The organism is Pseudomonas sp. WS 5146 (genome assembly GCF_012985495.1).
Lineage (GTDB): Bacteria > Pseudomonadota > Gammaproteobacteria > Pseudomonadales > Pseudomonadaceae > Aquipseudomonas > Aquipseudomonas edaphica.
Genome location: NZ_JAAQWL010000006.1, coordinates 297868 through 321852, shown reverse-complemented (window position 1 = coordinate 321852; position 23985 = coordinate 297868). Strand labels below are relative to the sequence as shown.

At 60.2% G+C, this 23985-nt stretch carries 19 protein-coding genes; 12 read left to right on the top strand and 7 right to left on the bottom strand.

Annotated features, from left to right (window positions below; all coding sequences use genetic code 11):
- The first annotated feature begins 2 nt into the window (after nt 1-2).
- The 5 genes from HBO41_RS18170 (at nt 3) to HBO41_RS18150 (ending at nt 9130) form a co-directional block, all read left to right on the top strand.
- Nucleotides 3-3086 (top strand): efflux RND transporter permease subunit, encoded by a 3084-nt coding sequence (locus HBO41_RS18170; RefSeq protein WP_169987254.1) that lies wholly within the window; start codon nt 3-5, stop codon nt 3084-3086.
- 146 nt (nt 3087-3232) lie between these two features.
- Nucleotides 3233-8032, top strand: coding sequence for an RHS repeat-associated core domain-containing protein (locus tag HBO41_RS18165; protein WP_169987287.1), 4800 nt, complete (start codon nt 3233-3235; stop codon nt 8030-8032).
- The gene (locus HBO41_RS18160; RefSeq protein WP_099547779.1) at nt 8029-8409 is read left to right on the top strand and encodes a hypothetical protein; all 381 of its coding nucleotides are present in this window, start codon (nt 8029-8031) and stop codon (nt 8407-8409) included. The genes HBO41_RS18165 and HBO41_RS18160 overlap by 4 nt, the downstream gene beginning before the upstream one ends.
- A gap of 26 nt (nt 8410-8435) precedes the next feature.
- Complete coding sequence (locus tag HBO41_RS18155; protein ID WP_169987252.1) at nt 8436-8720, top strand: hypothetical protein; 285 nt, start codon at nt 8436-8438, stop codon at nt 8718-8720.
- Nucleotides 8714-9130, top strand: a complete 417-nt coding sequence (locus tag HBO41_RS18150) for a hypothetical protein (protein WP_169987250.1) — start codon at nt 8714-8716, stop codon at nt 9128-9130. Before HBO41_RS18155 ends, HBO41_RS18150 begins: the two co-directional genes overlap by 7 nt.
- 94 nt (nt 9131-9224) lie before the next feature.
- On the opposite strand, the gene HBO41_RS18145 is transcribed toward HBO41_RS18150, so the two are convergent.
- From HBO41_RS18145 to HBO41_RS18125, 5 genes are all read right to left on the bottom strand, one after another.
- Entirely contained in the window at nt 9225-10454 is a 1230-nt protein-coding gene (locus HBO41_RS18145; protein WP_169987248.1) for a M20/M25/M40 family metallo-hydrolase, read from the bottom strand.
- A 47-nt stretch (nt 10455-10501) separates the two neighbouring features.
- Nucleotides 10502-11560, bottom strand: coding sequence for a diguanylate cyclase (locus HBO41_RS18140; RefSeq protein WP_169987246.1), 1059 nt, complete (start codon nt 11558-11560; stop codon nt 10502-10504).
- Nucleotides 11561-11640: 80 nt separating this feature from the next.
- Nucleotides 11641-12273, bottom strand: coding sequence for a LysE family translocator (locus HBO41_RS18135; RefSeq protein WP_017137772.1), 633 nt, complete (start codon nt 12271-12273; stop codon nt 11641-11643).
- A 66-nt stretch (nt 12274-12339) separates the two neighbouring features.
- On the bottom strand, nt 12340-13209 hold the full coding sequence (locus HBO41_RS18130; RefSeq protein ID WP_169987244.1) for a sugar phosphate isomerase/epimerase: 870 nt from the start codon (nt 13207-13209) through the stop codon (nt 12340-12342).
- 27 nt (nt 13210-13236) lie between these two features.
- Nucleotides 13237-13401, bottom strand: a complete 165-nt coding sequence (locus HBO41_RS18125; protein ID WP_016968943.1) for a rubredoxin — start codon at nt 13399-13401, stop codon at nt 13237-13239.
- A 158-nt stretch (nt 13402-13559) separates the two neighbouring features.
- Here HBO41_RS18125 and HBO41_RS18120 point away from each other — a divergent pair, with 158 nt between their 5' ends.
- From HBO41_RS18120 to HBO41_RS18105, 4 genes are all read left to right on the top strand, one after another.
- A complete protein-coding gene (locus tag HBO41_RS18120; protein WP_138452299.1) occupies nt 13560-14969 on the top strand; it encodes a PLP-dependent aminotransferase family protein in 1410 nt (469 codons plus the stop codon).
- Between the two features lie 116 nt (nt 14970-15085).
- Nucleotides 15086-15826: a response regulator gene (locus tag HBO41_RS18115; protein WP_169987242.1), complete on the top strand. Its 741-nt coding sequence runs from the start codon at nt 15086-15088 to the stop codon at nt 15824-15826.
- Nucleotides 15823-17130 carry an ATP-binding protein gene (locus HBO41_RS18110; protein WP_169987240.1) on the top strand — a complete coding sequence of 436 codons (1308 nt, stop codon included), beginning with the start codon at nt 15823-15825 and terminating at the stop codon, nt 17128-17130. The genes HBO41_RS18115 and HBO41_RS18110 overlap by 4 nt, the downstream gene beginning before the upstream one ends.
- Before the next feature lie 199 nt (nt 17131-17329).
- A complete protein-coding gene (locus HBO41_RS18105) occupies nt 17330-18412 on the top strand; it encodes an LLM class flavin-dependent oxidoreductase (protein WP_169987238.1) in 1083 nt (360 codons plus the stop codon).
- A gap of 137 nt (nt 18413-18549) precedes the next feature.
- Here the strand turns inward: HBO41_RS18105 and HBO41_RS18100 are convergent, their stop codons facing one another.
- Nucleotides 18550-19344, bottom strand: a complete 795-nt coding sequence (locus tag HBO41_RS18100; RefSeq protein ID WP_058421580.1) for a class II aldolase/adducin family protein — start codon at nt 19342-19344, stop codon at nt 18550-18552.
- Nucleotides 19345-19586: 242 nt separating this feature from the next.
- Nucleotides 19587-20492, bottom strand: coding sequence for a LysR family transcriptional regulator (locus tag HBO41_RS18095; RefSeq protein ID WP_017137765.1), 906 nt, complete (start codon nt 20490-20492; stop codon nt 19587-19589).
- Between the two features lie 225 nt (nt 20493-20717).
- Between HBO41_RS18095 and HBO41_RS18090 the strand changes: the two genes are divergently transcribed.
- From HBO41_RS18090 to HBO41_RS18080, 3 genes are all read left to right on the top strand, one after another.
- Complete coding sequence (locus HBO41_RS18090; RefSeq protein WP_017137764.1) at nt 20718-21329, top strand: cysteine dioxygenase; 612 nt, start codon at nt 20718-20720, stop codon at nt 21327-21329.
- On the top strand, nt 21326-22909 hold the full coding sequence (locus HBO41_RS18085) for a rhodanese-related sulfurtransferase (protein WP_169987236.1): 1584 nt from the start codon (nt 21326-21328) through the stop codon (nt 22907-22909). The genes HBO41_RS18090 and HBO41_RS18085 overlap by 4 nt, the downstream gene beginning before the upstream one ends.
- Nucleotides 22910-23008: 99 nt before the next feature.
- The gene (locus tag HBO41_RS18080) at nt 23009-23983 is read left to right on the top strand and encodes an ABC transporter substrate-binding protein (protein ID WP_169987234.1); all 975 of its coding nucleotides are present in this window, start codon (nt 23009-23011) and stop codon (nt 23981-23983) included.
- Nucleotides 23984-23985: the final 2 nt, after the last annotated feature.

The window sequence follows — 23985 nt, the reverse complement described above, 5'->3', positions numbered from 1 at the left end:
GCATGCGCGGCATCAACCTCTCCGAACTGGCGGTAAAGCACCGCGCCGTCACGCTGTTTCTGATCATTGCGATCCTCGCCGCCGGGATCTTCTCGTTCGGCAAGCTGGGGCGCGCTGAAGACCCGTCGTTTACCGTCAAGGTCATGACCATCACCACCGCCTGGCCCGGCGCCACCGCCCAGGAGATGCAGGAGCAAGTCGCCGACCGCCTGGAAAAACGCCTGCAGGAACTGGACTACTACGACCGCGTCGAGACCATCGCCCAGCCGGGTTTTGTGTCGATGCGCATGACCTACAAGGAATCCACGCGCCCCAGTGAGATCCAGGACCTGTTCTACCAGACCCGCAAAAAGCTCAGCGACGAAGCGGCGAAACTGCCCAAAGGCGTGATCGGGCCGTTCTTCAATGACGAATATTCCGATGTGTATTTCGCCCTGTATGCGCTGGAAGCCGAGCACCTGCCCCATCGCCAGCAAGTGCAGATGGCCGAAGACTTGCGCCAGGGCTTGCTCAACCTCCCGGGCGTGAAGAAGGTCAATATCCTCGGCGAGCAGGCGCAGCGGATCTTTGTCGAGTTCTCCTATGAGCGCCTGGCCACGCTGGGCATCAAGCCGGACCAGATCTTCGCCGCCCTCGCCGCACAGAACGCCGTGGCGCCGTCGGGCTTTGTCGAAACCGCTGGCGCGCGTGCCTATATTCGCATCGACGGCGCCTTCGACAGCCTGGCGCTGATCGAAAACGTACCGCTGGAAGTCAACGGCCGCGTACTGCGCATTGCCGATGTGGCGACCGTGAGCCGTGGTTATGAAGACCCGCCCAGCTATCGCATCCGCCATCAGGGCGACCCGGCGCTGATGCTTGGCGTGATCATGGAGAAGCACTGGAACGGCCTGGAACTGGACAAAAGCCTCAAGGCCCAGGAAGCCAGAATCCAGGCGGACCTGCCGCTGGGCGTGAACTTCGCCAAGGTCTCCGACCAGGCGAAAAACATCAGCCTGGCGGTGAATGAATTCATGCTCAAGTTCTTCGTCGCCCTGGCCGTAGTGATGGTAATCAGCCTGTTGGCCCTGGGCTTTCGCGTCGGGCTGGTGGTGGCCGCCGCGGTGCCGCTGACCTTGTCGGTGGTGTTTGTGATCATGCTGCTCACCGGGCGTGAATTTGACCGCATTACCTTGGGCGCGCTGATTATTTCCCTGGGTTTGCTGGTGGACGACGCGATCATCGCCATCGAGATGATGGTGGTAAAACTCGAAGAAGGGTTTGACCGGATTCACGCCGCCACGTTTGCCTGGAGTTCCACCGCGGCGCCGATGCTCACCGGCACCTTGGTGACCATCATCGGCTTTCTGCCGGTGGGTTTTGCCCGCTCCGGCGCCGGCGAATATGCCGGCAATATCTTCTGGATCGTCGGCTTTGCGCTGATCTCGTCCTGGCTGGTGGCCGTGGTGTTCACGCCGTACCTGGGCGTGAAGTTGCTGCCGCAGATCAAACCGGTGCCAGGCGGGCATGACGCGATTTACGCCGGCCGGTATTACCAGAAACTGCGCAGCCTGGTCGAAGCCTGCGTGCGCCAACGCTGGCTGGTCACTGGCCTGGTGGTCGGTGCCTTTGTGCTGTGCGTGCTGGGCATGGGCGTGGTGAAGAAGCAGTTTTTCCCCAACTCCGACCGTTCCGAGCTGATCCTTGAGGTGTACATGCCGCCCGGCAGCGCCTTCAAAAGCACCGAAGCGGTGGCGGCGCAGCTGGAAAAAGCCTTGCTGCAAGAACCGCAAACCAGCCTGGTCGACACCTATGTGGGCGGCGGTGCGCCACGCTTTTTCCTGTCGCTGAACCCCGAACTGCCCGACCCGGCGTTTGCCAAGCTGATTGTGCAAACCCCCGACTCGCATGCCCGCGATGCGCTGAAACTGCGCATGCGTGAACGCATTGCCGCCGGTGAATTCCCGGCAGCGCGGGTGCGCGTCACGCAATTGCTGTTTGGCCCGCCGGTGCCGTTCCCGGTGGTGTTTCGTGTGTCCGGGCCGAACCTGGATGTGCTGCGCGGGGTGTCCGAAGACGTGCGCCGCGTCGTGGCGGCCAACACGCTGACCAGGGACGCTTTCCTCGACTGGGGCGAACGCACCAGCGGTTATCGGCTGGTGCTGGACCAGGACCGCCTGCGCCTGCTGGGTTTCACGCCCAACGAGGTCAAATCCCAGCTCAATGCCTTGCTCAGTGGCAACCCGATCACCGAAGTGCGCGAAGGCAACCGCACCGTGTCGGTGGTCGCGCGTGCCCAGGGCAACCAGCGCGAGAACCTCGGTAACCTCAACAACATGACCCTCACCAACAGCGCCGGCACCTCGGTGCCGCTGGCCCAGGTCGGGCACTTCCAGGCGGTGATGGAAGAGCCGATCCTCAAGCGGCGCAACCGTGCAAGCACCGTGGAAGTGCGCGCCGACATCATCGACGGCGTGCAACCGCCCGACGTGGAAATGGCCGTGTACAAAGACCTGCAACCCTTGATCGCCAAGCTGCCCGACGGTTACCAGATCGAGATCGGCGGCCCGGTAGAAGAAAGCGCCAAGGCCAACGTGGCGCTGGCGGCACTGTTCCCGATCATGATTTTGCTGACCCTCACGGTGATCATGTTCCAGGTGCGTTCGTTCGGCGTGATGTTCATGGTCTTCGCCACTGCGCCGCTCGGGTTGATTGGCGCGGTGCCGACCTTGCTGCTGTTCAACCAGCCGTTCGGGTTTAATGCGATTCTGGGCCTGATCGGGATTGGCGGCATTCTGATGCGCAACACGCTGATCTTTACCGACCAGATCCGCCAGAACCAGGACCATGGCATGGCGGTGCGCGAGGCGATTATCGAAGCCACCGTGCGCCGGGCGCGGCCGGTGATCCTGACCGCACTGGCGGCGGCGCTGGCGTTTATTCCGTTGACGCTGTCGGTGTTCTGGTCGTCCCTGGCCTACGTGCTGATTGGCGGGGTGCTGGTAGGCACCGTGTTGACGCTGTTGTTCCTGCCGGCGCTGTGCAGCCTGGTGCTTGGGCGGGAGCGCACGAAGGCCGTTGAAACTTCCCACGTAACCACCGGATAAGCTCTACAGAGTTGTCCTGAAAATCTCTGCAAAGTCCTTCGCCTGATCACACAGTGCGAGGGATTGCAGATGGTTTTTCCGACTTACAAGGTTGTCTTTTGATCGCCGCTAGCGGCCAGACCATTGGCCTGTTGGTGCTGGCGGCCATGGATTCGAAGACGCGGGACGTCGAGTCCGTGCTTGGCGATTTCCGGCGCTGCCTCAATACCTACGATGCCTGGGCAGAAAGCTTTTTCAGCTTTTCAGCGCTGGACGTCGAACAGGTGTTCAAGGTCGGTGACGAAGTGGCGCTGGTGGCGCCGATCGACCGTTCGATCATTCCCAGCACTACCGTCGCCACCTGCCAGGCCAACGGCACGTTGACCCTGGTGCACATGTTCCAAAGCGCGCGCTTTGTGCCCATCGGCAATACGCCGGTGGTGCTGCAACGCGTCGACCCCAATGGCGGCCCGTTGGGCGATCCGATCCACAAGACCATCGGCCCTGGCGGCATTCTCGAAATCACCGAGTGTGATCGCAACCAGCAGTACCGGGTCAATTTTTACCCCAACGTTTCCAGCGAACACTTCAAAGCGCTGTATGCCTCGTATCAGTCGGTGATCGCGCCGCTGGAAGGTTGGCTGCGCAGCGAGTGGAGCGGCACATTTGCACCACTGTGGCAGGACTACTCCGAGGCCAATGTCCTCAAGCGTTATCTGTTGCTGGACCAGGCGTATGCCAAGGGGTTTGGCCAGGCGCTGTACTCACTCTGGGACAGCCTCAAGCAGCTGTTTGAGTGGCTTGCACACCCGCTGGACAACGCTGAAAAGCTGCTGAGCTATTTGTCCCAGGCCGAGTTTGAACAGCTGCTGAATGTGAGCGCCGAGGCGCTTGCGAAAGGTCTGCTGGTGCTCAGCGATGAGCCGCTGTTGTTCATCTACCTGTCGGCCATGGTCAGTTGGATGCGGTTGTTGCCGCCCGCGTACATGAACGAGTTGCTGGGTGAGATCAGCGCCGACGTGCTGATCAACCTGGTGCTGGCCCTGGCCACGGGCGGTATGGGGATTGCGATACGCATGAGCGCCCAGGTGCTGGGCGGCATCAAGTCTCGGCGTGCGCGCCGGTGGTTGGAGCAACTGGCCGGGCAATTTGGTAAATCTCGCTTGGGTGAGCATGTCGAGGCGGCCAAGCCGATCTTGCTGGGCAGTGCCCCGACGCCGATCAAGACCGTGCCGGTTGCGCCGCTGAAGGCTGGGGACCAGTTGGTTGCCAACCCGGTGCCGGCGGTGCGCGGCAAGACGCAGCAGACCGCGTTGGTGCGCCAGGAACCTGTGGATGATGTGCCGGCTTCGGGCAAGAACCTCAATGGCGATGCGGCGGCCCCTGCGGACAAAACCGTCACCCACGGTTGCCCCGTTTCGATGGTCACCGGCGAGGAATTGCTGACCCTCACCGATGGCACGTTGGACGGGATTTTGCCGTTTGAGTGGACGCGGGTGTATCGCACCAGTGCGGTGGAAGTCGATTGCGGGTTGGGGTTTGGCTGGAGTCATTCGCTGGCGCAGCGGCTTTCTGTTTCCGGTGATTCGGTGGTGTGGACGGATCATGAGAACCGTCGTACTGAGTTTGTGCTGCCCTCCGCAGCTCGACCGGCGATTACCAACAGCTTGGCTGAAGCGGCGATTTATTTGGGTGAGTTGCCCGATGAATTAGTGCTGGCTCAGGCGTCGCGTTTTTATCACTTTCACGATGGCGTGCTGATTGCCATCAGCGATGCGTATGACAACCGGCTGCGCGTTTTTCACGATCGTTTGGGGCGGGTTGAGCGGCTGGATAATGGTGTAGGTCGCTCGCTGTTTCTGCGTTATGAGCTGGGCCGCATTGTGGCGGTGGACTATCAGGTTCATCGGGCCAAAGGGCATGAGCCGTTTGAATGGGTCACCGAACAGAGCATTGTTTCCTACGCCTATGACGACCTTGGCCGACTGGTTTCTGCGACCAATGCTGTGGGTGAAAGCGAGGTTTATCGCTACGACGAGCAGCACGTCATTCTTGAACGTGGGTTGGCCGGTGGCGCGAGCTTCTTTTGGGAGTGGGAACGGGCTGGCAAGGCCGCTCGGTGTGTTCGGCATTGGGCCAGCTTTTCGCAGATGGATACGCGGTATGCCTGGGGCGATGACGGCCGTGTCACGGTGCATAACGCTGATGGCAGCCGGGAAGTGTATGTTCATGATGACCGTGCGCGGCTGGTGCAACGGATTGATCCGGACGGTGCTGAACACTTCAAATCCTATGACGACAAGGGCCGGCTGACGGTCGAGCAGGACCCGCTTGGGGCGGTGACGGCGTACCAGTACGACGAAGCCGGACGCTTGGTGGCGTTGTTTCCGGGGGACGATGAGCCGACGTCCTACGAGCATGACAACGGGTTCGTACGGGTCGTAAGGCGTGGTCTCGCCGTCTGGAAATATGAGCGCAATGATCAGGGCGACGTCATTCGCAAGACCGATCCTGACGGCAATATTACGGACTACAGCTACAACAAATATGGGCAGCTGACGGGGGTTTGGTTTCCCGACAACAGTTGCCATCGGCTGGTCTGGAATGAGCGCGGGCAGCTGCTTGAGGAGCTGCTGCCCAATGGGGGTATCAAGCGTTATAGCTATGACGATCTTGGTCGTCAGATCACGCGGGAAGATGAGCACGGCAAGCTCACACAGTACCAACGGGACGCTGCCGGGCGCCTGCGAAAACTGACCCTTCCAGGCGGCGCGACGCGCGAATACAGCTACAACGCCTACGGAAAAATTACCGCCGAACACGACGAACTCGGCCACGTCACCCGTTACGAATACGCCGACGGCCTGCACCTGATCAGCCGTCGTATCAATGCCGATGGCAGCCATGTCAACTACCGCTACGACAACGCGCGCCTGCTGCTGACCTCGATCGAAAACGAGGCAGGCGAAACCTACCAACTCGATTACCACCCCAATGGCCTGATCCAGCAGGAAATCGGCTTTGACGGCCAGCGCACGGCTTACGTGTATGACCTCAACGGCAACCTGGCGGAAAAAACCGAACACGGCGACGACGGCAGTCAGCTCGTTACACGCTATAAGCGAGACCACGCCGGGCGCCTCGTAAGAAAAACCCTGCCAGACGGCAATGTTGTCGACTATACCTACGACCGCCAAGGCAACCTCCTCAGCGTCGACGACGGCCACTGGGCGCTGGCCTACGAGTACGACCCACAAAACCGCCTCACCGCCGAACACCAAGGCTGGGGCACCTTGCGCTACGGCTATGACGCCTGCGGCCAACTGCACAAACTGCGCCTGCCAGACAACAACCGCCTTACCTTCAACCACGACAAAGGCGGCCACCTTTCCACCGTCGAGCTGAATGGCGAAACCCTCACCTCCCACCTGTTCAAAACCGGCCGCGAACACCAACGCCAGCAGGGCCAGCTCCTCAGTCACTACCACTACGACGACCAAAACCGCCTGCACGCCCACGCGGTCAGCCAACAGCAACACACGCTTTACCAACGCCAATACGACTACGACAAAAGCGGCAACCTCACCCGCCTGCTCGACACCCGCAAAGGCGAACACCACTACCACTACGACCCCCTCGCCCGCCTGACCCGCGCCGACCACTCGCAAGACGTACAGGAACGCTTCGGCCACGACCCGGCCGGCAACCTGCTCATGCAAGACCGCCCCGGCCCGGACATCGTGGCGGGGAACAGGTTGATGATCCAAGGCGATCATCACTACGACTATGACGCCTTCGGCAATTTGATCCGCCAGCGACGTGGCAAGGGTCATCAGCTGGTTACTGAATACCGCTACGACTGCCAGCATCGGTTGATTGGCATTACCCAACCCAACGGGCAAACCGCCAGCTACCGCTACGACCCGTTTGGGCGGCGGATCAGCAAAACCGTTAACGACATAACCACGGAGTTTTTCTGGCAAGGCGACAAGCTGGTGGCAGAACACCACGCGGACTGCCATCGCAGCTACCTCTATGAGCCAGACAGTTTCCGGCCGCTAGCACTACTGGAAGGTTTTGGCCCTGAAGACACCAAGCCCTTCCACTACCAACTCGACCACCTGGGCACGCCGCAGGAACTCACAAATCCCGAAGGCGAAATCGTCTGGTCCGCGCACTACCGCGCCTACGGTGAAATCGCACGTCTAGACGTCGGAAAAATCGACAATCCGTTGCGCTTCCAGGGCCAATATTTTGATGCCGAAAGCGGGCTGCACTACAACCGTCATCGCTACTACAATCCGAATATTGGTCGTTACCTGACGCCGGACCCGGTGAAGCTGGCGGGTGGGATTAATGCGTACCGGTACGTGCCTAACCCTACCGGGTGGGTAGATCCGTTAGGCTTGAATACTTGTCCTGGGGCTGATGGGTGCAAGCCAAACAATTCTGCTCAGAATCCTATAGCAGGGGTTGAACACGGAGAACCCGCTTTACCTCAACTGGGACGCGCACAGCGACAAGCACGCATTAATGAGCTTGGAGAGGCCAACGCTCACCGGCGCTTATCAGAACTGGAAAGGTCAATCCCAGGGGCGCACTTCTTGGAAAAACACGGTGCTCAAACGTTACTCGAATCTCAACTTGAGCGAGTGATTACAGCTAGAAACCCTACCACTGGGGAAATTGAAACGTTCGATAGAGGGAGGAACGCAGGACAACCTCGGCCTCCAAGCGCCGCCACACGCTTCCTGAGCCATAGAGATCAATTGAACGCTATTGATCGAGCGATTTTAATCTTCAAACTTAACGGCCGGTCCCGAGCGCCTAAAGCAATGAACATGGGCAAAACAATCGGAGAAGGATATAAAAGAGAGGGACTCGAATATGGAAAACAAACCAAAGCAATCGTACATCTAAACACAGATGGAAAACCCATCACTGCTTATACGGAGTTTGACAAATGAACAAAAAACCAGACTTGGAAATCCTTCGAGGCCTATTGTTCACTTATTGTATAGAAAACACTAAAGATCTAGACAGAGAAGAAATTATAGTTTCCAAAAACGTCAACAACCCAAAAGAGCTTGCAGAGCTTTTCGATGCATTGACCAAATCAGAATTTTTCTCCTACAGAGAAGACGAGCAACAATGGTTTATCGATACCCTTGAGCACTTCCTCTCTACCGACGAAAATTTCGAATCTGTTTTTTACTTATTCGATACCTACTTCGAAGATGAAATATTTGACAAAAGAGCCTTCATGATGGTGCTGCTCGAACGCCTCAAAAGCTACATGAGCGAAGCGCTCTCAGCTAAACCGATACAAGACGGCACCCACTAAACCCAACCCAAAGGCAAAACCAACCTATGCAACTAAGTACTAAATTCAAAAGCCACAAAATGCAACTTGCAGCACTGAATAAAGTCACCACAAGAACAGCCCGCAAACTGGAGCCTTTCACTGGAGAGGATTACTACGGAAACCCCATCGTCCGCATAGAACTGCAAGGCTGTGGAGAAGGCTACATTCCTAACCCAGAGGATCTGACCAACCCAGTATATGATGATGACATGAATACCATCGTTGCAAAATTCGACCGTGAAACCAAAAAACTCTACACCGTATTCCCCGTGAGTGACGACCAATGCTAAAACACCCTTTTCTAACTAAGCCCTACCAGCCAAAATTTCGACACTTCCTTTCCCCCTTCGACATCTATGATCGTGAAGAAACACTGGACGAAATATTTTCAACCTACAACATCAATCATAAACGCGACAGAGAAAAACTAATCAAAAAGTACATTATAGACAAAAGTACAGACTTAAATTATCGGCATCGAAAACTCCTGGTCGACACTTTAGGCGATGCTCTTGAAGACGAAACTTATGATTTTTCGCAAGCTTTGAGCCAGGCTCCTGGTTTTTACTGTTCTCTACCTTGGGGATGGAGCGATATGGAGGATCCAAGAGGTTTCTTCGAGGACATCTACAGGATGACGAATGAGTGGTGGAAAGACGACCTCCAAAAAGCCAGCCTTGAAGACCCATCAACATGGTGAAAACACCACCTACACCACTGAAACACCCCACCACTGTGGCGAGCAGGCTTGCCACATGAGTAAGCTCAGCCGTTCAATGAGCCCTGCGAACCTCTCACCGCTTCGACAGCTCCATAATCATCCGACTCAACAAATAAACCCGTGGCGCCACGCTCTCCACCTCGGCATATTCCTCCGGCGTATGAATATTCCCACCGACAATCCCAAACCCATCCAACGTCGGCGTCCCGACCCCAGCCGATAAGCTCGCATCCGCCGCCCCGCCGCTGCCTTCAATGGTCAATGTACGACCCAATTCGCCGTAGATTCCCTGGGCAATTGCGACCAATTTGTCCGACTCCGGCGTCTGTGGCATCGGCGGCAGGCCGCGCAACAAACTCGTTTTCACTTCAGTGTCCGGGATCAGCTTATTGGCTGACATCCGCGCCAGGTCTTTTTCGATCCGATCAAACTCTTCCGGCAGTGCCGCGCGCACGTCGGCTTTGGCGGTGGCTTGGTCGGGGATGACGTTGGTGCGGTCGCCGGCCTTGATCACGGTGAAGTTGATGGTGGTTTTCTTCTCTTCATCGCCGAGTTTGCCCAGTTGCAGAATCTGGTGCGCGGCTTCCATGGCGGCGTTGCGGCCCAGTTCGGGGGCGACGCCGGCGTGGGCGGCTTTGCCTTTGACTTCGACCATTGCAGTGGCGCTGCCTTTGCGCCATACCACCAGGCCGTCGGCTGGGCGACCGGGTTCCAGGTTCAAGGTTACGTCGTGGGCCTTGGCGGTTTTGCGGATCAGTTCGGAGGCGGCTTCTGAGCCGGTTTCTTCGCTGGCATCGAGCAGGAAGGTGATTTGTGCGTAGTCCTTGAAGCCCTGGTTTTTCAGGACTTTGAGCGCGTAGATGCCGGCGACGATGCCACCCTTGTCATCCATCACGCCGGGGCCGTAGGCGCGACCATCCTTGATATGAAACGGTCGCTCGGCGGCCGAGCCTTCCTTGAACACGGTGTCCATGTGCGCCATCAGCAGGATTTTGGCTTTACCGGTGCCCTTGAGGGTGGCGATCACATGGCTGTTGTTAGCCGCTTTGTCGGGCACCAGCTCAATGCTGAAACCGAGCTGCTTGAGCTCATCCACGGCAATGTCGCGCACTTGGGTCAGGCCCGGCTCGTAGCCGGAGCCGGAATCGATGTTCACCAGGCGTTCGAGCAGTTTCAGGGCCTCGGCCTTGTACTGTTCGGCATCCGCCTGGATTTGCTTGTGGGGTTCGGCGCTGTAGGCCGGCACGGCGAAGGTCAGGGCCAGGGTGGCGGCCAGCAGGGTACGGGAGAAGGTGAAGAGCATGGACCGATCCTTGTTGTTGTGGGGGTATGCTGCGCTACCCTACCCCACTAAACCGAGCGTAACCAACTGCCTTGCACCGAACTGACGCGGTTGCGCCCGCTGCTCTTGGCCTCATACAGCGCCTGGTCGGCGTCGTTGAGCCAACTGGTGGAGTCGGCGTGCGCCGGCTGGTACGGCGCCAGGCCAATGCTCAAGCTGGCGCGCAGGGTCGGGTCTTGCGCATAGGCCAGCGCGCTGAAGCGATCACGCAAAGCGTCCATCACTTCGGTGGCGCGATTGAGCGGCATGCCTGGCAAAATCACACAGAACTCGTCGCCGCCATAGCGCCCGGCCAGGTCGGACGCCCGCAGGTTCTGGCGCAACACCTTGCTGAGTTGGCGCAGCACGATGTCGCCGGTGACATGCCCGTAGGTGTCGTTGATGGTCTTGAAATGGTCGATGTCGATCAGCGCAATGGCCGCGCCCACCTGTTCACGGCGGCAACGTTGAAACTCGATTTCCAGATGGTCCTTCCAGGCGCCGTGATTGAGCAAGCCAGACAGGCTGTCGGTGCGGCTCAAGGCCAGCAACTCGCGCTTGTGGCGGGCCAGGGTCACGGCCTGGCGGTAGCAGATCCAGCCCAGCGCCAGGGGATACAGCATCAGGATCGGCAGGCACGCATACAGCTGCGCCTCGCTGGTCACCGCGACAAACGCCGGCGCGAACACCAGCAGGGCGGCGCCGATGCCCAGCCCCTGCGCCACCCAGCCGGCGAGCATAAAGCGCGGCCCGCCGATGGCGACGTTGTTCATGGTCATCATCGACAGCGTGGTCACGCTGGGCAGCGGGTTGAAGTGCATGGCACCGACCCAGAAGCCGCCGCAGAACGAATCGAAGAGTAAATTACGCCGTTCGCTGCGCAGTGAGTTGCTCGCCCGGCGCGACAACTGGTAGGCCAGGTGCGGCCACACAAACGCGTTAATCAGCATCCAGGCCCACACCCACAGCGACGGGTGCAAGGGGTACATGCCAAATACCACGCAGACAAAACCGAGCGTCAGCCCCAAGAGCCGCGATTTGAACAGGCGCGAAGCGAGCGGAAGTCCATTTCCTCCGGCGGCTGACATGGTGGGGTGTAATCCTGGATGAGTGCCTGGAGTCTAACAGGGCAACGTCAAAGCGCCACTACTGCTTACCTGCTAATACTTCAGTGCGAAAACCCGCGCGCCAGCATCAACGCAACACCCAATAGCAGCACCGCCGTGATCCGCTGCAACAGCACCCGGCGCTTGGGGTTTTCCAGCACGTGCTTGATGCGCTGGCCGAAATAGCAGTACAGGCAGCCGCTGGCAAACTGCAGGGTCAGAAACGTCAACCCGAGGATGGCGATATCCGCCGCCGAGCTGTGCTCGCCTGCACCGGCAAACTGCGGGAACACGGCGCTGAACATGATGATGGTCTTGGGGTTGGAAAACCCGGTGAGCAACCCCTTGCCGAACAGGCTGCGCGAGCCTTCCACGGCGCCGCCCTGGTTGATCGACACGCCGCTGCTGGTCCACTGCTTGTAGGCCAGGTACAAAATATAGGCCACACCGACAAACTGGATGGTCTGGGTAATGGCGAGGTTGCCCTTGATCAGTTCCGAAAAGCCCACGGCAAAGATCAGGATGGAAATCAGGTAGGACACACTGGCGCCGATCTGGGCCGGGATCGAACTGCGCAAGCCGTCCTTCAAGCCCAGGCTTAACAGCAACAGGGTCATGGGGCCGGGGCTGAAGGTCATGGTGGCGCAAAACAGCAGAAAGTAGAGAAACGAAGACAGCGTTAACGCACTTGTCATGGGCCAGAACCTTGGAATGGTAAAAACAACAACGGGGCGCGCTTGAAACGCACGCCCCTGCGCCTGTCAGGCAACGGCAATTTCAGTGGTCAGGGATTCACGGTACATCAGCGCCAGGTCGGCCAGGGCGGCCTTCGCGGTCTGGTTGCGGGTTTCGAACGCCACCAGGCCCTTCCAGTTGGTTTCTACTATTGCCTGCACCACGTCGGCGTAATCACAGTTGCCGTCATGAATGCCGAAGTGCTGATCCTGCACGCCATTGTTGTTGCTGAAAGAAATGCCCTTGATCAAGTGGTGATACTTGCGCACCACGTCGGCCGGCAGGCCGTTCTCGATGTTGGCGTGGCCCGCATCCAGGAAGAAGTACACGTTGCCATGGGCCTTCAAGCACTCGAACACAAACGCGTATTCGGCCTCATGGGTAAAGATGTAGTGGAACGGCCGGTAGTTGACGTAGTTGGACAGGTTCTCCAGGTAGATATCCGTGCCCTTGGCCTCGGCGTAGCTCGCCAGTTCCTGTACCGACTTGAGGTAGTGTTCCAGCGCAACTTTCTTGGCCATCAGCACCATTTTTGGCTCAACGATGCAGCCGCCGTGGATGATCAACGGCGCGCCCAGGCGGCTGGCGATATCAATCTCTTTTTTTACGTAGTCCACCGCCGCTGCGCGGAACGCCTCGACGTCACTGCCCAGCGGCGCCTTGAAGTTGCCGTGGAAGATCGGCTTGACGCCGGTGGCGGCGATTTGCGCCTGCAGGCTCTCAATGCGTGCATCGGTCCAGTCGTCGACCATCTCGCCGAACAGGCTGCCGTCGATGTACCAATGGGTGCAATCACCCTCGATAGCGGTTTGCAGGCCTTTTTCGGCGCTGAGGTATTTCTGGTGCGCCACACCGGTACAGAACGGCACGGTGGGGTTGATCAGTTTGCTTTCCATGGAGCGATTCCTTTCGTTGATGGAGGATTAGAGTTCAATGGCCATAAAGTCGGCCTTGGTCACGCCGCAGTCAGGGCATGTCCAGTCTTCCGGCACTTCTTCCCAAGGGGTGCCGGCCGGGATTCCGTCCTCCGGAATACCCAATTCTTCTACGTACATAAAACCGCAGGGGGCGCACATATAAGTCTTCATGAGAATGCGAAATCCATTGCTCGCGTGTAAGAAACTTCGCCAGTTTCCGGCGAGATGGCGCGCAGTCTAGGGCAGCGTCATTGCACAAGGCAGGTAAAGTGGTGCCTAATCCGGCCTAACTTCACCGGTAAAAGCACCGGCAAAGACAAGGAAGGTTTATGTTTGTATCCGCCATCGCTTTTGTGGAAGGCACGCCCAAGGTGCAGCAGATCGTCGACGCCTTCAGCCAGGCCATCGAGGCCGGTGAATGGGCACCCGGCAGCAAGTTGCCGTCGGTGCGTGAGCTGACCCAGACCCTGGGCGTCAGCAAGTTCACCCTCAACGAAGCACTGGACCGCCTGCGCGGGCGCCACCTGCTGACCTCAAGCCAGGGCCGCGGCTATTTTGTGGCGATGGAAACCGCACGCCCGGCCGCCGCGACCTGGGTCGACCTGCTGCCCCAAGACCTGCTCAGCGTGCTGCGCCGCCCGCTGGTCACCGCCAGCGGCGAGCTGCGCCCCGGTGGCGGGCACTTGCCGGAGGACTGGTTGAACGGCGAGGCCATCCGCCAAACGATGCGCAGCGTGGTGCGTGCGCCGTCACTGCGCATCGCCGGCCTGGGCACGCCGGCCGGGTTGCTGCCCTTGCGCCAAGCCCTGCAACAGAAGCTGCACGGCGAAGGCTTGTCGGTGCCGGTGGAACAGATCATCACCACGCCCAACACCGTGCAGGGCCTGGACATGCTCATGCGCCTGCTGGCGCGCCCCGGCGACACGGTGCTGCTGGACGCGCCGTGCTACTTCAACTTCCACGCCAACCTGGCCCTGCACGGGGTCAAAGTGGTGACCATCGAGCGGCGCCCCGACGGTTTTGACTTTACTGCCCTCGAACAGCTGCTGGCCGAGCACCGCCCCAGCCTGTACCTGACCACCAGCGTGCTGCATAACCCCACCGGCCATTCCTTCAGCCCCGGCCAGGCGTTTCGCCTGCTGCAACTGACCCAGCAGTACCATTGCCATATCGTCGAGGACGACCTCTACGGCGACCTGCACCCCAACCCGCCGCCGCGCCTGGCCGCCCTCGCCGGGCTGGATCAGGTCACCTACCTGTCCGGGTTCTCCAAGATCCTCAGCGCTAACACCCGCGTCAGCTACGTGGTGGCCGCGCCGCAATTGGCCGCCAACCTCACCAACATGAAGCTGATGAGCGGCGGCGTGACCTCGGAGCTGTTCGAGCAGATTGTCTACCGCATGCTCAGCGAAGGCAGCTACGCCAAGCACCGCAAGCGTATGGTCCAGCGCTTGATGGAGTCCGGCGGGCGCGTCGAACAATGGCTCAAGCGCTGTGGCTGCGAGCTGCCGATGGCGTATGAAGGCGGGATGTTTATCTGGGCGCGCCTGCCCAAGGGCGTAAACGGAGAACTGCTGGCCCAGGAGGCGTTGAAACGCAGCCTGGTGCTGGCGCCGGGCGCGCTGTTCGGCTACGACCCGGCGCACCTCAATTCGATGCGCTTCAATGTCGCCCACACTGATGAACCGCGCGCCCAGCGGGTGTTCGAGGCGCTGTTGCTCAAGGCCGTGCGCCACTGATTTTTGCTTCGCCGTGTATCTGGTCAGCGCCAGATACACTGCAATACAAAGCGCACAAGGCAAAGGCTGCGGCGATGGCTAGACTGCGGCCAAGAGCATTTAACGAGGAAGGCAGCATGGATCATGTCGATCACATCCTGATCGTCGATGACGACCGGGAAATCCGCGAACTGGTGGGCAATTACCTGAAGAAAAACGGCATGCGCACCACCGTAGTCGCCGACGGCCGCCAGATGCGCAGCTTCCTCGACACTACCCCCGTGGACTTGATCGTGCTGGATATCATGATGCCCGGCGACGACGGCTTGCAGCTGTGCCGCGAACTGCGGGTGGGCAAGCACAAAGCCACGCCAGTGCTGATGCTCACGGCGCGCAACGATGAAACCGACCGCATCATCGGCCTGGAAATGGGCGCCGATGATTACCTGGTCAAGCCTTTCGCCGCGCGTGAATTACTCGCGCGCATCAACGCGGTATTGCGCCGCACACGCATGCTGCCACCGAACCTGATAGTGAGTGAAACCGGGCGGCTGATCCGCTTTGGTCGCTGGCGCCTGGACACCACCGCCCGCCACCTGCTCGACGAGGACGACACCCTGGTGGCCCTCAGCGGCGCCGAATACCGTCTGTTGCGGGTGTTTCTCGACCACCCGCAGCGCGTACTCAACCGCGACCAATTGCTGAACCTGACCCAGGGGCGTGACGCCGACTTGTTCGATCGCTCCATCGACCTGCTGGTGAGCCGCTTGCGCCAACGCTTGCTGGATGACGCCCGCGAACCGGCCTATATCAAGACTGTGCGCAGCGAGGGTTATGTGTTTTCACTGGCGGTGCAAATCCTCGGGGCCGAGCAATGAGGCCATGGCGGCTTGGCTGGCCGCGCACACTGGCGTCCCAACTGTCGCTGATTTTTCTGATCAGCCTGGTGTGTGCCCATGGGTTGTCATTCAGTGCGCAGTTCTACGAGCGCTATATCAGTGCGCGCACGGTGATGCTCGGCAACCTGGAAAACGACGTGTCCACCTCGGTGGCCATCCTCGACCGCCTGCCCGCCAACGAGCGCGCCAGTTGGCTGGCGCGTCTCGACCGGCAGAATTACCGGTACTTGCTCAACGCCGGCGAGGCCGGTGAACCGATGACTAGCAACGATGTGCCAATGGCCGCCACCTCGATTGCGGACGCACTGGGCGAGCATTACGCCCTGACCTTTCGCGATATTCCGGGCATCCAGAAACACTTTCAGGTGCACCTGACCCTGGCCGATGGCAACCCGATCACCCTCGACGTACGCCCCGCCGCCCTGCCCGTAGCCTATTGGTTGCCGGTGGTGCTGGTGCTGCAACTGGCGCTGCTGCTCGGCTGCACCTGGGTCGCGGTGCGCCTGGCCGTGCGCCCGCTGACACGCCTGGCCCGTGCGGTCGAAACCCTCGACCCGAACGCTCACCCCACACCCCTGGACGAAACCGGCCCGAGTGAAGTCGCGCATGCTGCCGCGGCGTTCAATGCCATGCAACAGCGCATTGCCGAATACCTCAAGGAACGCATGCAGATCCTCGCGGCGATTTCCCATGACCTGCAAACGCCGATCACCCGCATGAAACTGCGCGCCGAGTTTATGGATGACAGTGCCGACCGCGACAAATTGTGGAACGACCTCAGCGAAATGGAGCACCTGGTGCGTGAAGGCGTGGCGTATGCGCGCAGCGTTCACGGCGCCACCGAGGCCAGCCACCGCATTGACCTGGACGCCTTTCTCGACAGCCTGGTGTTTGACTATCAGGACATGCAAAAGCAGGTCAGCCTGCGCGGCAAAAGCGCGCTGATCCTCGACACCCGCCCCCACGCGCTGCGCCGCGTGTTGGTGAACCTGGTGGACAACGCCCTTAAATTCGCCGGCAACGCCGAGCTGGAAGTCGGCTCGACAGCCAATGGGCAGTTGTCGATCAAGGTGTTGGACCAAGGCCCCGGAATTGCCGAAGACGAATTGGCGCAGGTGCTGCAGCCGTTCTACCGGGTAGAAAGCTCACGCAATCGCGGCACCGGCGGCACCGGGCTGGGGTTGGCGATTGCCCAGCAACTGGCGGTGGCGATCGGCGGCACGCTGACCTTGAGCAATCGGGTTGAAGGCGGCTTGTGCGCCGAGATTCGTTTGAGTCTTTAGCGCCCTGTTCTGTGGGGAGCAGGCTTGCCACATTGAATGCACAGATTTAATAAAATTTACGCATGATAATTCTGCTTTTTATAATTAGGTTAGAACCAACAGGCATTTTACAGACCCCGCCACGGCCCTTACTTTTGACCCGAGTGACCGACCCCACGCCCGGAGGAGGTGTTAATCGCGCAATCGACAAGGACAGACCATGAGCATCGAATTTATCGGTTATATCGGCGGCCATCACGCATCCGAGATTCACCCGCGCAGCGGCCCTACCCTGCAGCCGGACTACGTCGAAACCGTGGCCCGCGCCCACGAAGCGGCCGGCTTCGACCGCGCGTTGGTGGCGTTTCATTCCAACAGCCCGGACAGCACGCTGATCGCCGCGCATGCCGCCAGCGTGACCCAAAAGCTGCAGTTCCTGATCGCCCATCGCCCAGGTTTTGCCCAGCCGACCCTGGCAGCTCGCCAGTTCGCGACCCTGGACGTGTTCAACGGCGGGCGCACGGCCGTGCATATCATCACCGGCGGCGATGACCGTGAACTGCGCGCCGATGGCAGCCATATCGGCAAGGACGAACGTTACGCACGCACCGACGAATACCTCAGCGTGGTGCGCCAGGAATGGACCCACGAGCAGCCTTTCGATTTCAAAGGCACCTACTACCAGGTCGAAGGCGCGCACTCGACGGTGAAGTCGCCGCAGCAACCGCATATCCCGCTGTACTTCGGCGGCTCTTCAGCGGCCGCGATTGCGGTGGCCGGCAAACATGCCGACGTGTATGCGCTGTGGGGCGAAACCTACGAGCAGGTGCACGAAGTGGTGACCCAGGTGCGCGCAGAAGCGGCCAAGCACGGGCGCACGATTCGCTTCAGCTTGTCGTTGCGCCCGATCCTCGCGCAAACCGAGGAGCTGGCCTGGGCACGTGCCGAGACAATCCTGCAACAGGCGACCGCACTGGCTGACAAGCAGGGCTTTGTGCGCCGCGAACCACCCAACGAAGGCTCGCGCCGCTTGCTGGCAGCGGCAGCGCAAGGTTCGCGCCTGGATAAGCGCCTATGGACCGGGATCGCCGAGTTGCTGGGCGCGCAGGGCAACTCCACTTCATTGGTCGGCACCGCCGAACAAGTCGCGCAGGCATTGCTGGACTACTACGACCTGGGCATCACCACCTTCCTGATACGCGGGTTCGACCCGCTCAACGACGCAATCGACTACGGCAAGCAGCTGATCCCACTGACCCGCCAGCTGGTCGCCGAGCGCGAACAAGCCAAACAGGTCGCCTAACTAAAGAACACCACACAACCCATGTGGGAGCGGGCTTGCTCGCGAATGCGGCGGGTCAGTCAACGCAAATATTGACTGATCCACCGCATTCGCGAGCAAGCCCGCTCCCACATTTTTGATCTTCAGTGGTTTCAAGTTCAGTTTTTGTAGTCGGTATCCGTACGCTCCAACTGCCGAATCAACGCATTCCAATGCCGCGCCACACCCGGCCCTGCGCCATTGCTGAACACCTTGGCCTGCTCCTCCACCTTGGCCACCACCTCTGCCGGCGGGAAGACAAGCTCGGCATTGCCGCCTGCCTGCGCCGCGATCTGGATATTGCACGCGCGCTCCAGCCCTTGCAGTTGCTGGAAGGCGTGTTCCACGCTGATACCGGCAGTCAACAGCCCATGGTTACGCAAAATCATCACACTCTTATCGCCCAGGTCAGCCACCAAGCGCTCGCGCTCATCCAGGTCCAACGCCACGCCTTCATAACCGTGGTACGCCACGCGCCCGGAGAACGCGATGGCGTGCTGGGAGATCGGCAGCAGGCCATCCTTCTGTGCCGACACCGCAATGCCGTCGCGGGTGTGAGTGTGCAGCACCGCTTGCAGGTCATGACGCGCGCCGTGGATGGCGCTGTGGATCACGTAACCTGCGTAGTTGATACCCAGGCCGGTCGGGTCGTCGACAATCGTGCCGTCGAGGTCGACCTTGACCAGGTTGGAGGCGTTGATTTCATCGAACAACAGCCCGTAGGCGTTGATCAGGAAATGCTCATCCGGCCCCGGCACACGGGCGGAGAAGTGCGTGTAGATGTGATCGGTCCACTTATACAGCGCCGCCAGCCGATAGGCCGCCGCCAGTTTGACGCGCACCTCCCACTCTTCTGGCGTGACACGCTGGCGGACGTTGCTGGAAACACTGGAAAGCGAGGTGACGCTGCTCATGGCAAAACTTCCTGGATGGCCTTAAGGACTTCCAGTCAGCCTAGGGGATGGCCAAAAATAATAAAAATCACATTTTAATCTAAGCTAATTATTATTTTTTTTTATAAAAAAACCAGCTACCACATAGATAGTTCCCACGCTCCGCGTGGGAATTCAGCCCTGGACGCTCCGCGTCCCAAAGCGTGACGCAGAGCGTCACAGGAGGCATTCCCACGCAGAGCGTGGGAACGATCAGTCTGCACTCACGCAGCATTGCGGATCTTGTGTAAAGAGGCCGCCACCAGCGTCCCAAACGCATCCACCGGCCCTTGCAGGTTGCCCAGGAAGTGCGGGTAGATCAGCCACAAATCCATCACCGGCTTGAAGTCCTTGAGCGGCACCACCGCCAGTTGCTCAAGGTGCGCACTGCGCTCCAGCAGCGGCCGCGGCACCAGCCCCAAGCCCAGGCCGTCCGCCACCAGGCCCAGTTGCAATTCGGTGCCGAAGGTTTCCAGGTTCACCCGCAGCGCCAAGCCCTGGTCGGACAAGGTGCGCTGCAAACCGGCACGAAAACCACAGCCATCCGGGTTGAGAATCCAGCCGCCCTGGTACACATCAGCCAACTTGCAGGGCTTTTTCGGCAACTGTGCCTTGGCACACACCACCACCAACTCCATCTTGCCGATGGACTCGCCGACAATGTTGTCCGGGAAGATCTTGCCCGCCGGGAACAACGCCACCGCCGCATCCAGTTCGCCGCGCTCGATCTTGCCGACCAGTTGGCTGCCCCAACCCGTGGCGACCTGGGCGCGCAAGTCGGGGTATTCACTGCGCAAGTGCTTGAGCGCATCCAGCAGCACCACATCGCCAATGGTCTGCGGCACGCCCAGGCGCAACACGCCGGTGGGCGGCGCATCGGTGGCCACCAGCTCACGCAGGGCATCCATCTCGCGCAGGATCAGCCGGCATTGTTCATACACACGGGTGCCGATCAGCGTAGGTTTGAGCGGCTTGGTGTTGCGGTCGAAAAGCTCCACGCCCAGCGCCTGCTCGAAGTTCTGCACGCGGCGGGTGATGGCCGGTTGAGTCAACTGCAACGACTCGGCGGCGTGGCTGATGGACTGGCAACGAATCACTTCGACAAAGGCATCGATATCGTCAATTTTCATTTGGGCCGCACATAGAGAACAGTCATTAAGATGTGTGGCAAGCATAGTTGCCACACGGCGGTCTGGATAGCCTGCGCTGTGATCGATAACGTCTAACGCTATTCAGACCGGTTCTAAATTACCTAAAGCTATAAGCTAATCATTAAAAAATAGCATATTAACTATAAACATTATGCTTATATAAACCCATCAAGCCATCCCCATAACCGCCATGATGGAATTGCCATGACCCAGTCCCGACACCCCGAAAGACTCAGAGCCTTTATAGGCGCCCTGGCGGAACTGATCGACGGCAACCCGCGCGAAGGCGACCTGTTGCACCGTGGCGGCAAGCTGTTGGCGCAACTGGTCAGCCATGACGACTGGCTGCCCGACGAGTACGCCCAACCGGATCCCGAGCGCTACCAGCAATTTTTGCTGCATGCCGATTCGCGCCAGCGTTTCAGCATCGTCAGCTTTGTCTGGGGGCCGGGCCAGCGCACGCCGATTCACGACCATCGGGTGTGGGGCCTGATCGGCATGTTGCGTGGTGCAGAGTTCTCCCAGGGTTTTGAGCGTGCGCCGGATGGCAGCCTGGTGGCCGAAGGCACACCGGTTCAACTGCTGCCCGGACAGGTTGAGGCGGTGTCGCCCAAAATCGGCGATATCCATCAGGTCAGCAATGCCCACAGCGACCAGGTGTCGATCAGCATTCACGTGTACGGCGCCAATATTGGTGCCGTGCGCCGTGCGGTGTATCAGCCCGACGGCAGCGAGAAACTGTTTATCTCCGGTTATTCCAACGCCTACCTCCCGAACATCTGGGATTTGTCCAAAGAAAAGAGCCCTGCCCTATGACCACCGTATCGAACCGCAGCTTCGCCCAGATTCGCCAGGCCCTGTTGGACCGTGAAGAAGTCGCCTTGGTCGACGTACGCGAAGAAGCGCCCTTTGCCGAGTCGCACCCGCTGTTCGCTGCGAATATCCCGCTGTCCAAGCTGGAGCTGGAGGTGTATTCGCGTATTCCCCGTCGCGATACCCAAGTGACGGTCTACGACAATGGCGAAGGGTTGGCCGAACGCGCCGCCGCACGCCTGGTTGCGTTGGGCTACACCCAGGTCAGCCTGCTCGAAGGTGGCCTGGACGGTTGGCGCCGCGCCGGTGGCGAGCTGTTTATCGACGTCAACGTACCGAGCAAAGCCTTCGGCGAGTTGGTTGAGAGCGAGCGCCACACGCCCTCCTTGGCCGCCGAAGAAGTGCAGGCGCTGCTCGACAGCCAGGCCGATGTGGTGGTGCTCGACGCGCGCCGCTTCGACGAATACCAGACCATGAGCATTCCTACCGGCATCAGTGTGCCGGGTGCCGAACTGGTGCTGCGCGCCCGTGAACTGGCACCGGACCCGGCCACCCGCATCATCGTCAACTGCGCCGGGCGTACCCGCAGCATTATCGGCACGCAGTCGCTGATCAACTCAGGCATCGCCAACCCGGTGTCGGCACTGCGCAACGGCACCATCGGCTGGACCCTGGCCGGGCAGAAACTCGCCCATGGCCAAGCGCGCCGCTTTGCGCCGACCCGCGAAGAACACCGCCAGATCGCCGCACGGGATGCGCGCAGCGTGGCCGACAAGGCGCGGGTTGGCCGCGCCACGCTCGCCGACCTGCAACGCTGGCAGCAAGAACCCAAGCGCACCACGTACCTGTTCGATGTGCGCACGCCGGAGGAATTCGAAGCCGGCCACTTGCCGGGCGCGCGCTCCACACCGGGCGGCCAGTTGGTGCAGGAAACCGACCACGTGGCCAGCGTGCGCGGCGCGCGCCTGGTGCTGGCCGATGACGACGGCGTGCGGGCGAACATGTCCGCCTCATGGCTCGCGCAATTGGGCTGGGAGGTGTACGTGCTGGACGACCTGCAAGCGGCGAACTTCAGCGAACAAGGCGCCTGGGTAGCGCCGGTGCCGGCACCCTTGCAGGCCGAACTGATCAGCCCCCACACCCTGGCCGAGTGGCTGCCCCATGGCGACACGGCGGTGCTGGATTTCACCCCCAGCGCCAACTACGTCAAACGCCATATCCCCGGTGCCTTCTGGGTCTTGCGTGCGCAATTGGCCAACGCCCTGGCCAAGGTGCCGCCTGCCGAACGTTATGTGCTGACCTGCGGCACCAGCCAACTGGCGCGCCTGGCGGTCGCCGACGTCGAAGCCATCACCGGCAAGCCGGTGTTCCTGTTGCAAGGGGGCACGCTTAACTGGATCGCCGAAAAACTGCCGCTGGAAGAAGGCGAAACCCATCTCGCGTCACCGCGTATCGACCGCTATCGCCGCCCGTACGAAGGCACCGACAGCCCGAAAGAAGCCATGCAGGCATATCTGGACTGGGAATTCGGCCTGGTCGACCAACTGGCACGCGATGGTACCCACGGTTTCTACGTGATCTGAACCACCTTCACGCCTGCCCCACACCGGAGCAGGCCGCACCGACCCCTTGCCAGGCGGAGGTAACCCACACCTTTTCAATTTGCCTGGGATTTATCCATCATGGTCTTTAGCACGCCCTTCAAACACCTGCTGCTGAGCAGCGCCCTGGCCCTCGGCCTGATCAGCACTGCACACGCCGCCGACTTGCAACCGCTACGCGTGGCCAACCAGAAATCCACGATCAAGGCATTGCTGGAAACCTCGGGCGAAACCAACAACGTGCCCTATCAAATCCAGTGGTCGGAGTTCCCTTCCGCCTCGCCGCTGGGCGAAGCCCTGAACGCAGGTGCCGTCGACATTGGCGCCCTCGGCGATGCGCCGTATGTGTTCGCCTTGGGCGCCGGGGCCGCGCTCAAGGTGGTCAGCATCATCCACGCCGAAGGGCGCAACACCACCGCCCTGGTGGTGCCCAAGGACTCGCCGATCAAGACGGCCGCCGACCTCAAGGGCAAGAAAATCGTCACCGGGCGCGGCTCCATCGGGCACTACCTGGCGATCAGGGCCTTGGCCAGCGCAGGCCTGACGACCAAGGATGTGCAATTCATTTTCCTGCTGCCCGCTGAATCCCGGCTGGTACTCGATAACGGCACCGTTGATGCCTGGGCCACTTGGGATCCCTACACCACGGTGGTCACCTCACAAAGCCACGCCCGCGTCCTGGTCAGCGGCAAACAGTTGTTGAGCAACCACCTGTATTTCGCCGCCACCAGCCAGGCCATCGCCAACAAACGCCCGCAACTGGATGACTTCGTGGCCCGCGTCGACCGTGCCTACGCCTGGGCCAACACACACCCGGATGAATACGCCGCTGCCCAAGCCAAAATTACCGGCCTGCCCTTGGCGGTGCACCTGGAGGTGGCCAAAGACACGCAACTGAACCCCGTGGTGATTGACGACAGCGTGATCAAGGGCCTGCAAGCCACCGCCGACACCTATCAGCAAGAAGGCCTGCTGCCCAAGCGCATCGACGTGTCCCAGGGTTTCGACACCAGCTTTAACGCCGAACGTTTTCCCACTTCCCAAGCATCGCGCTAAGC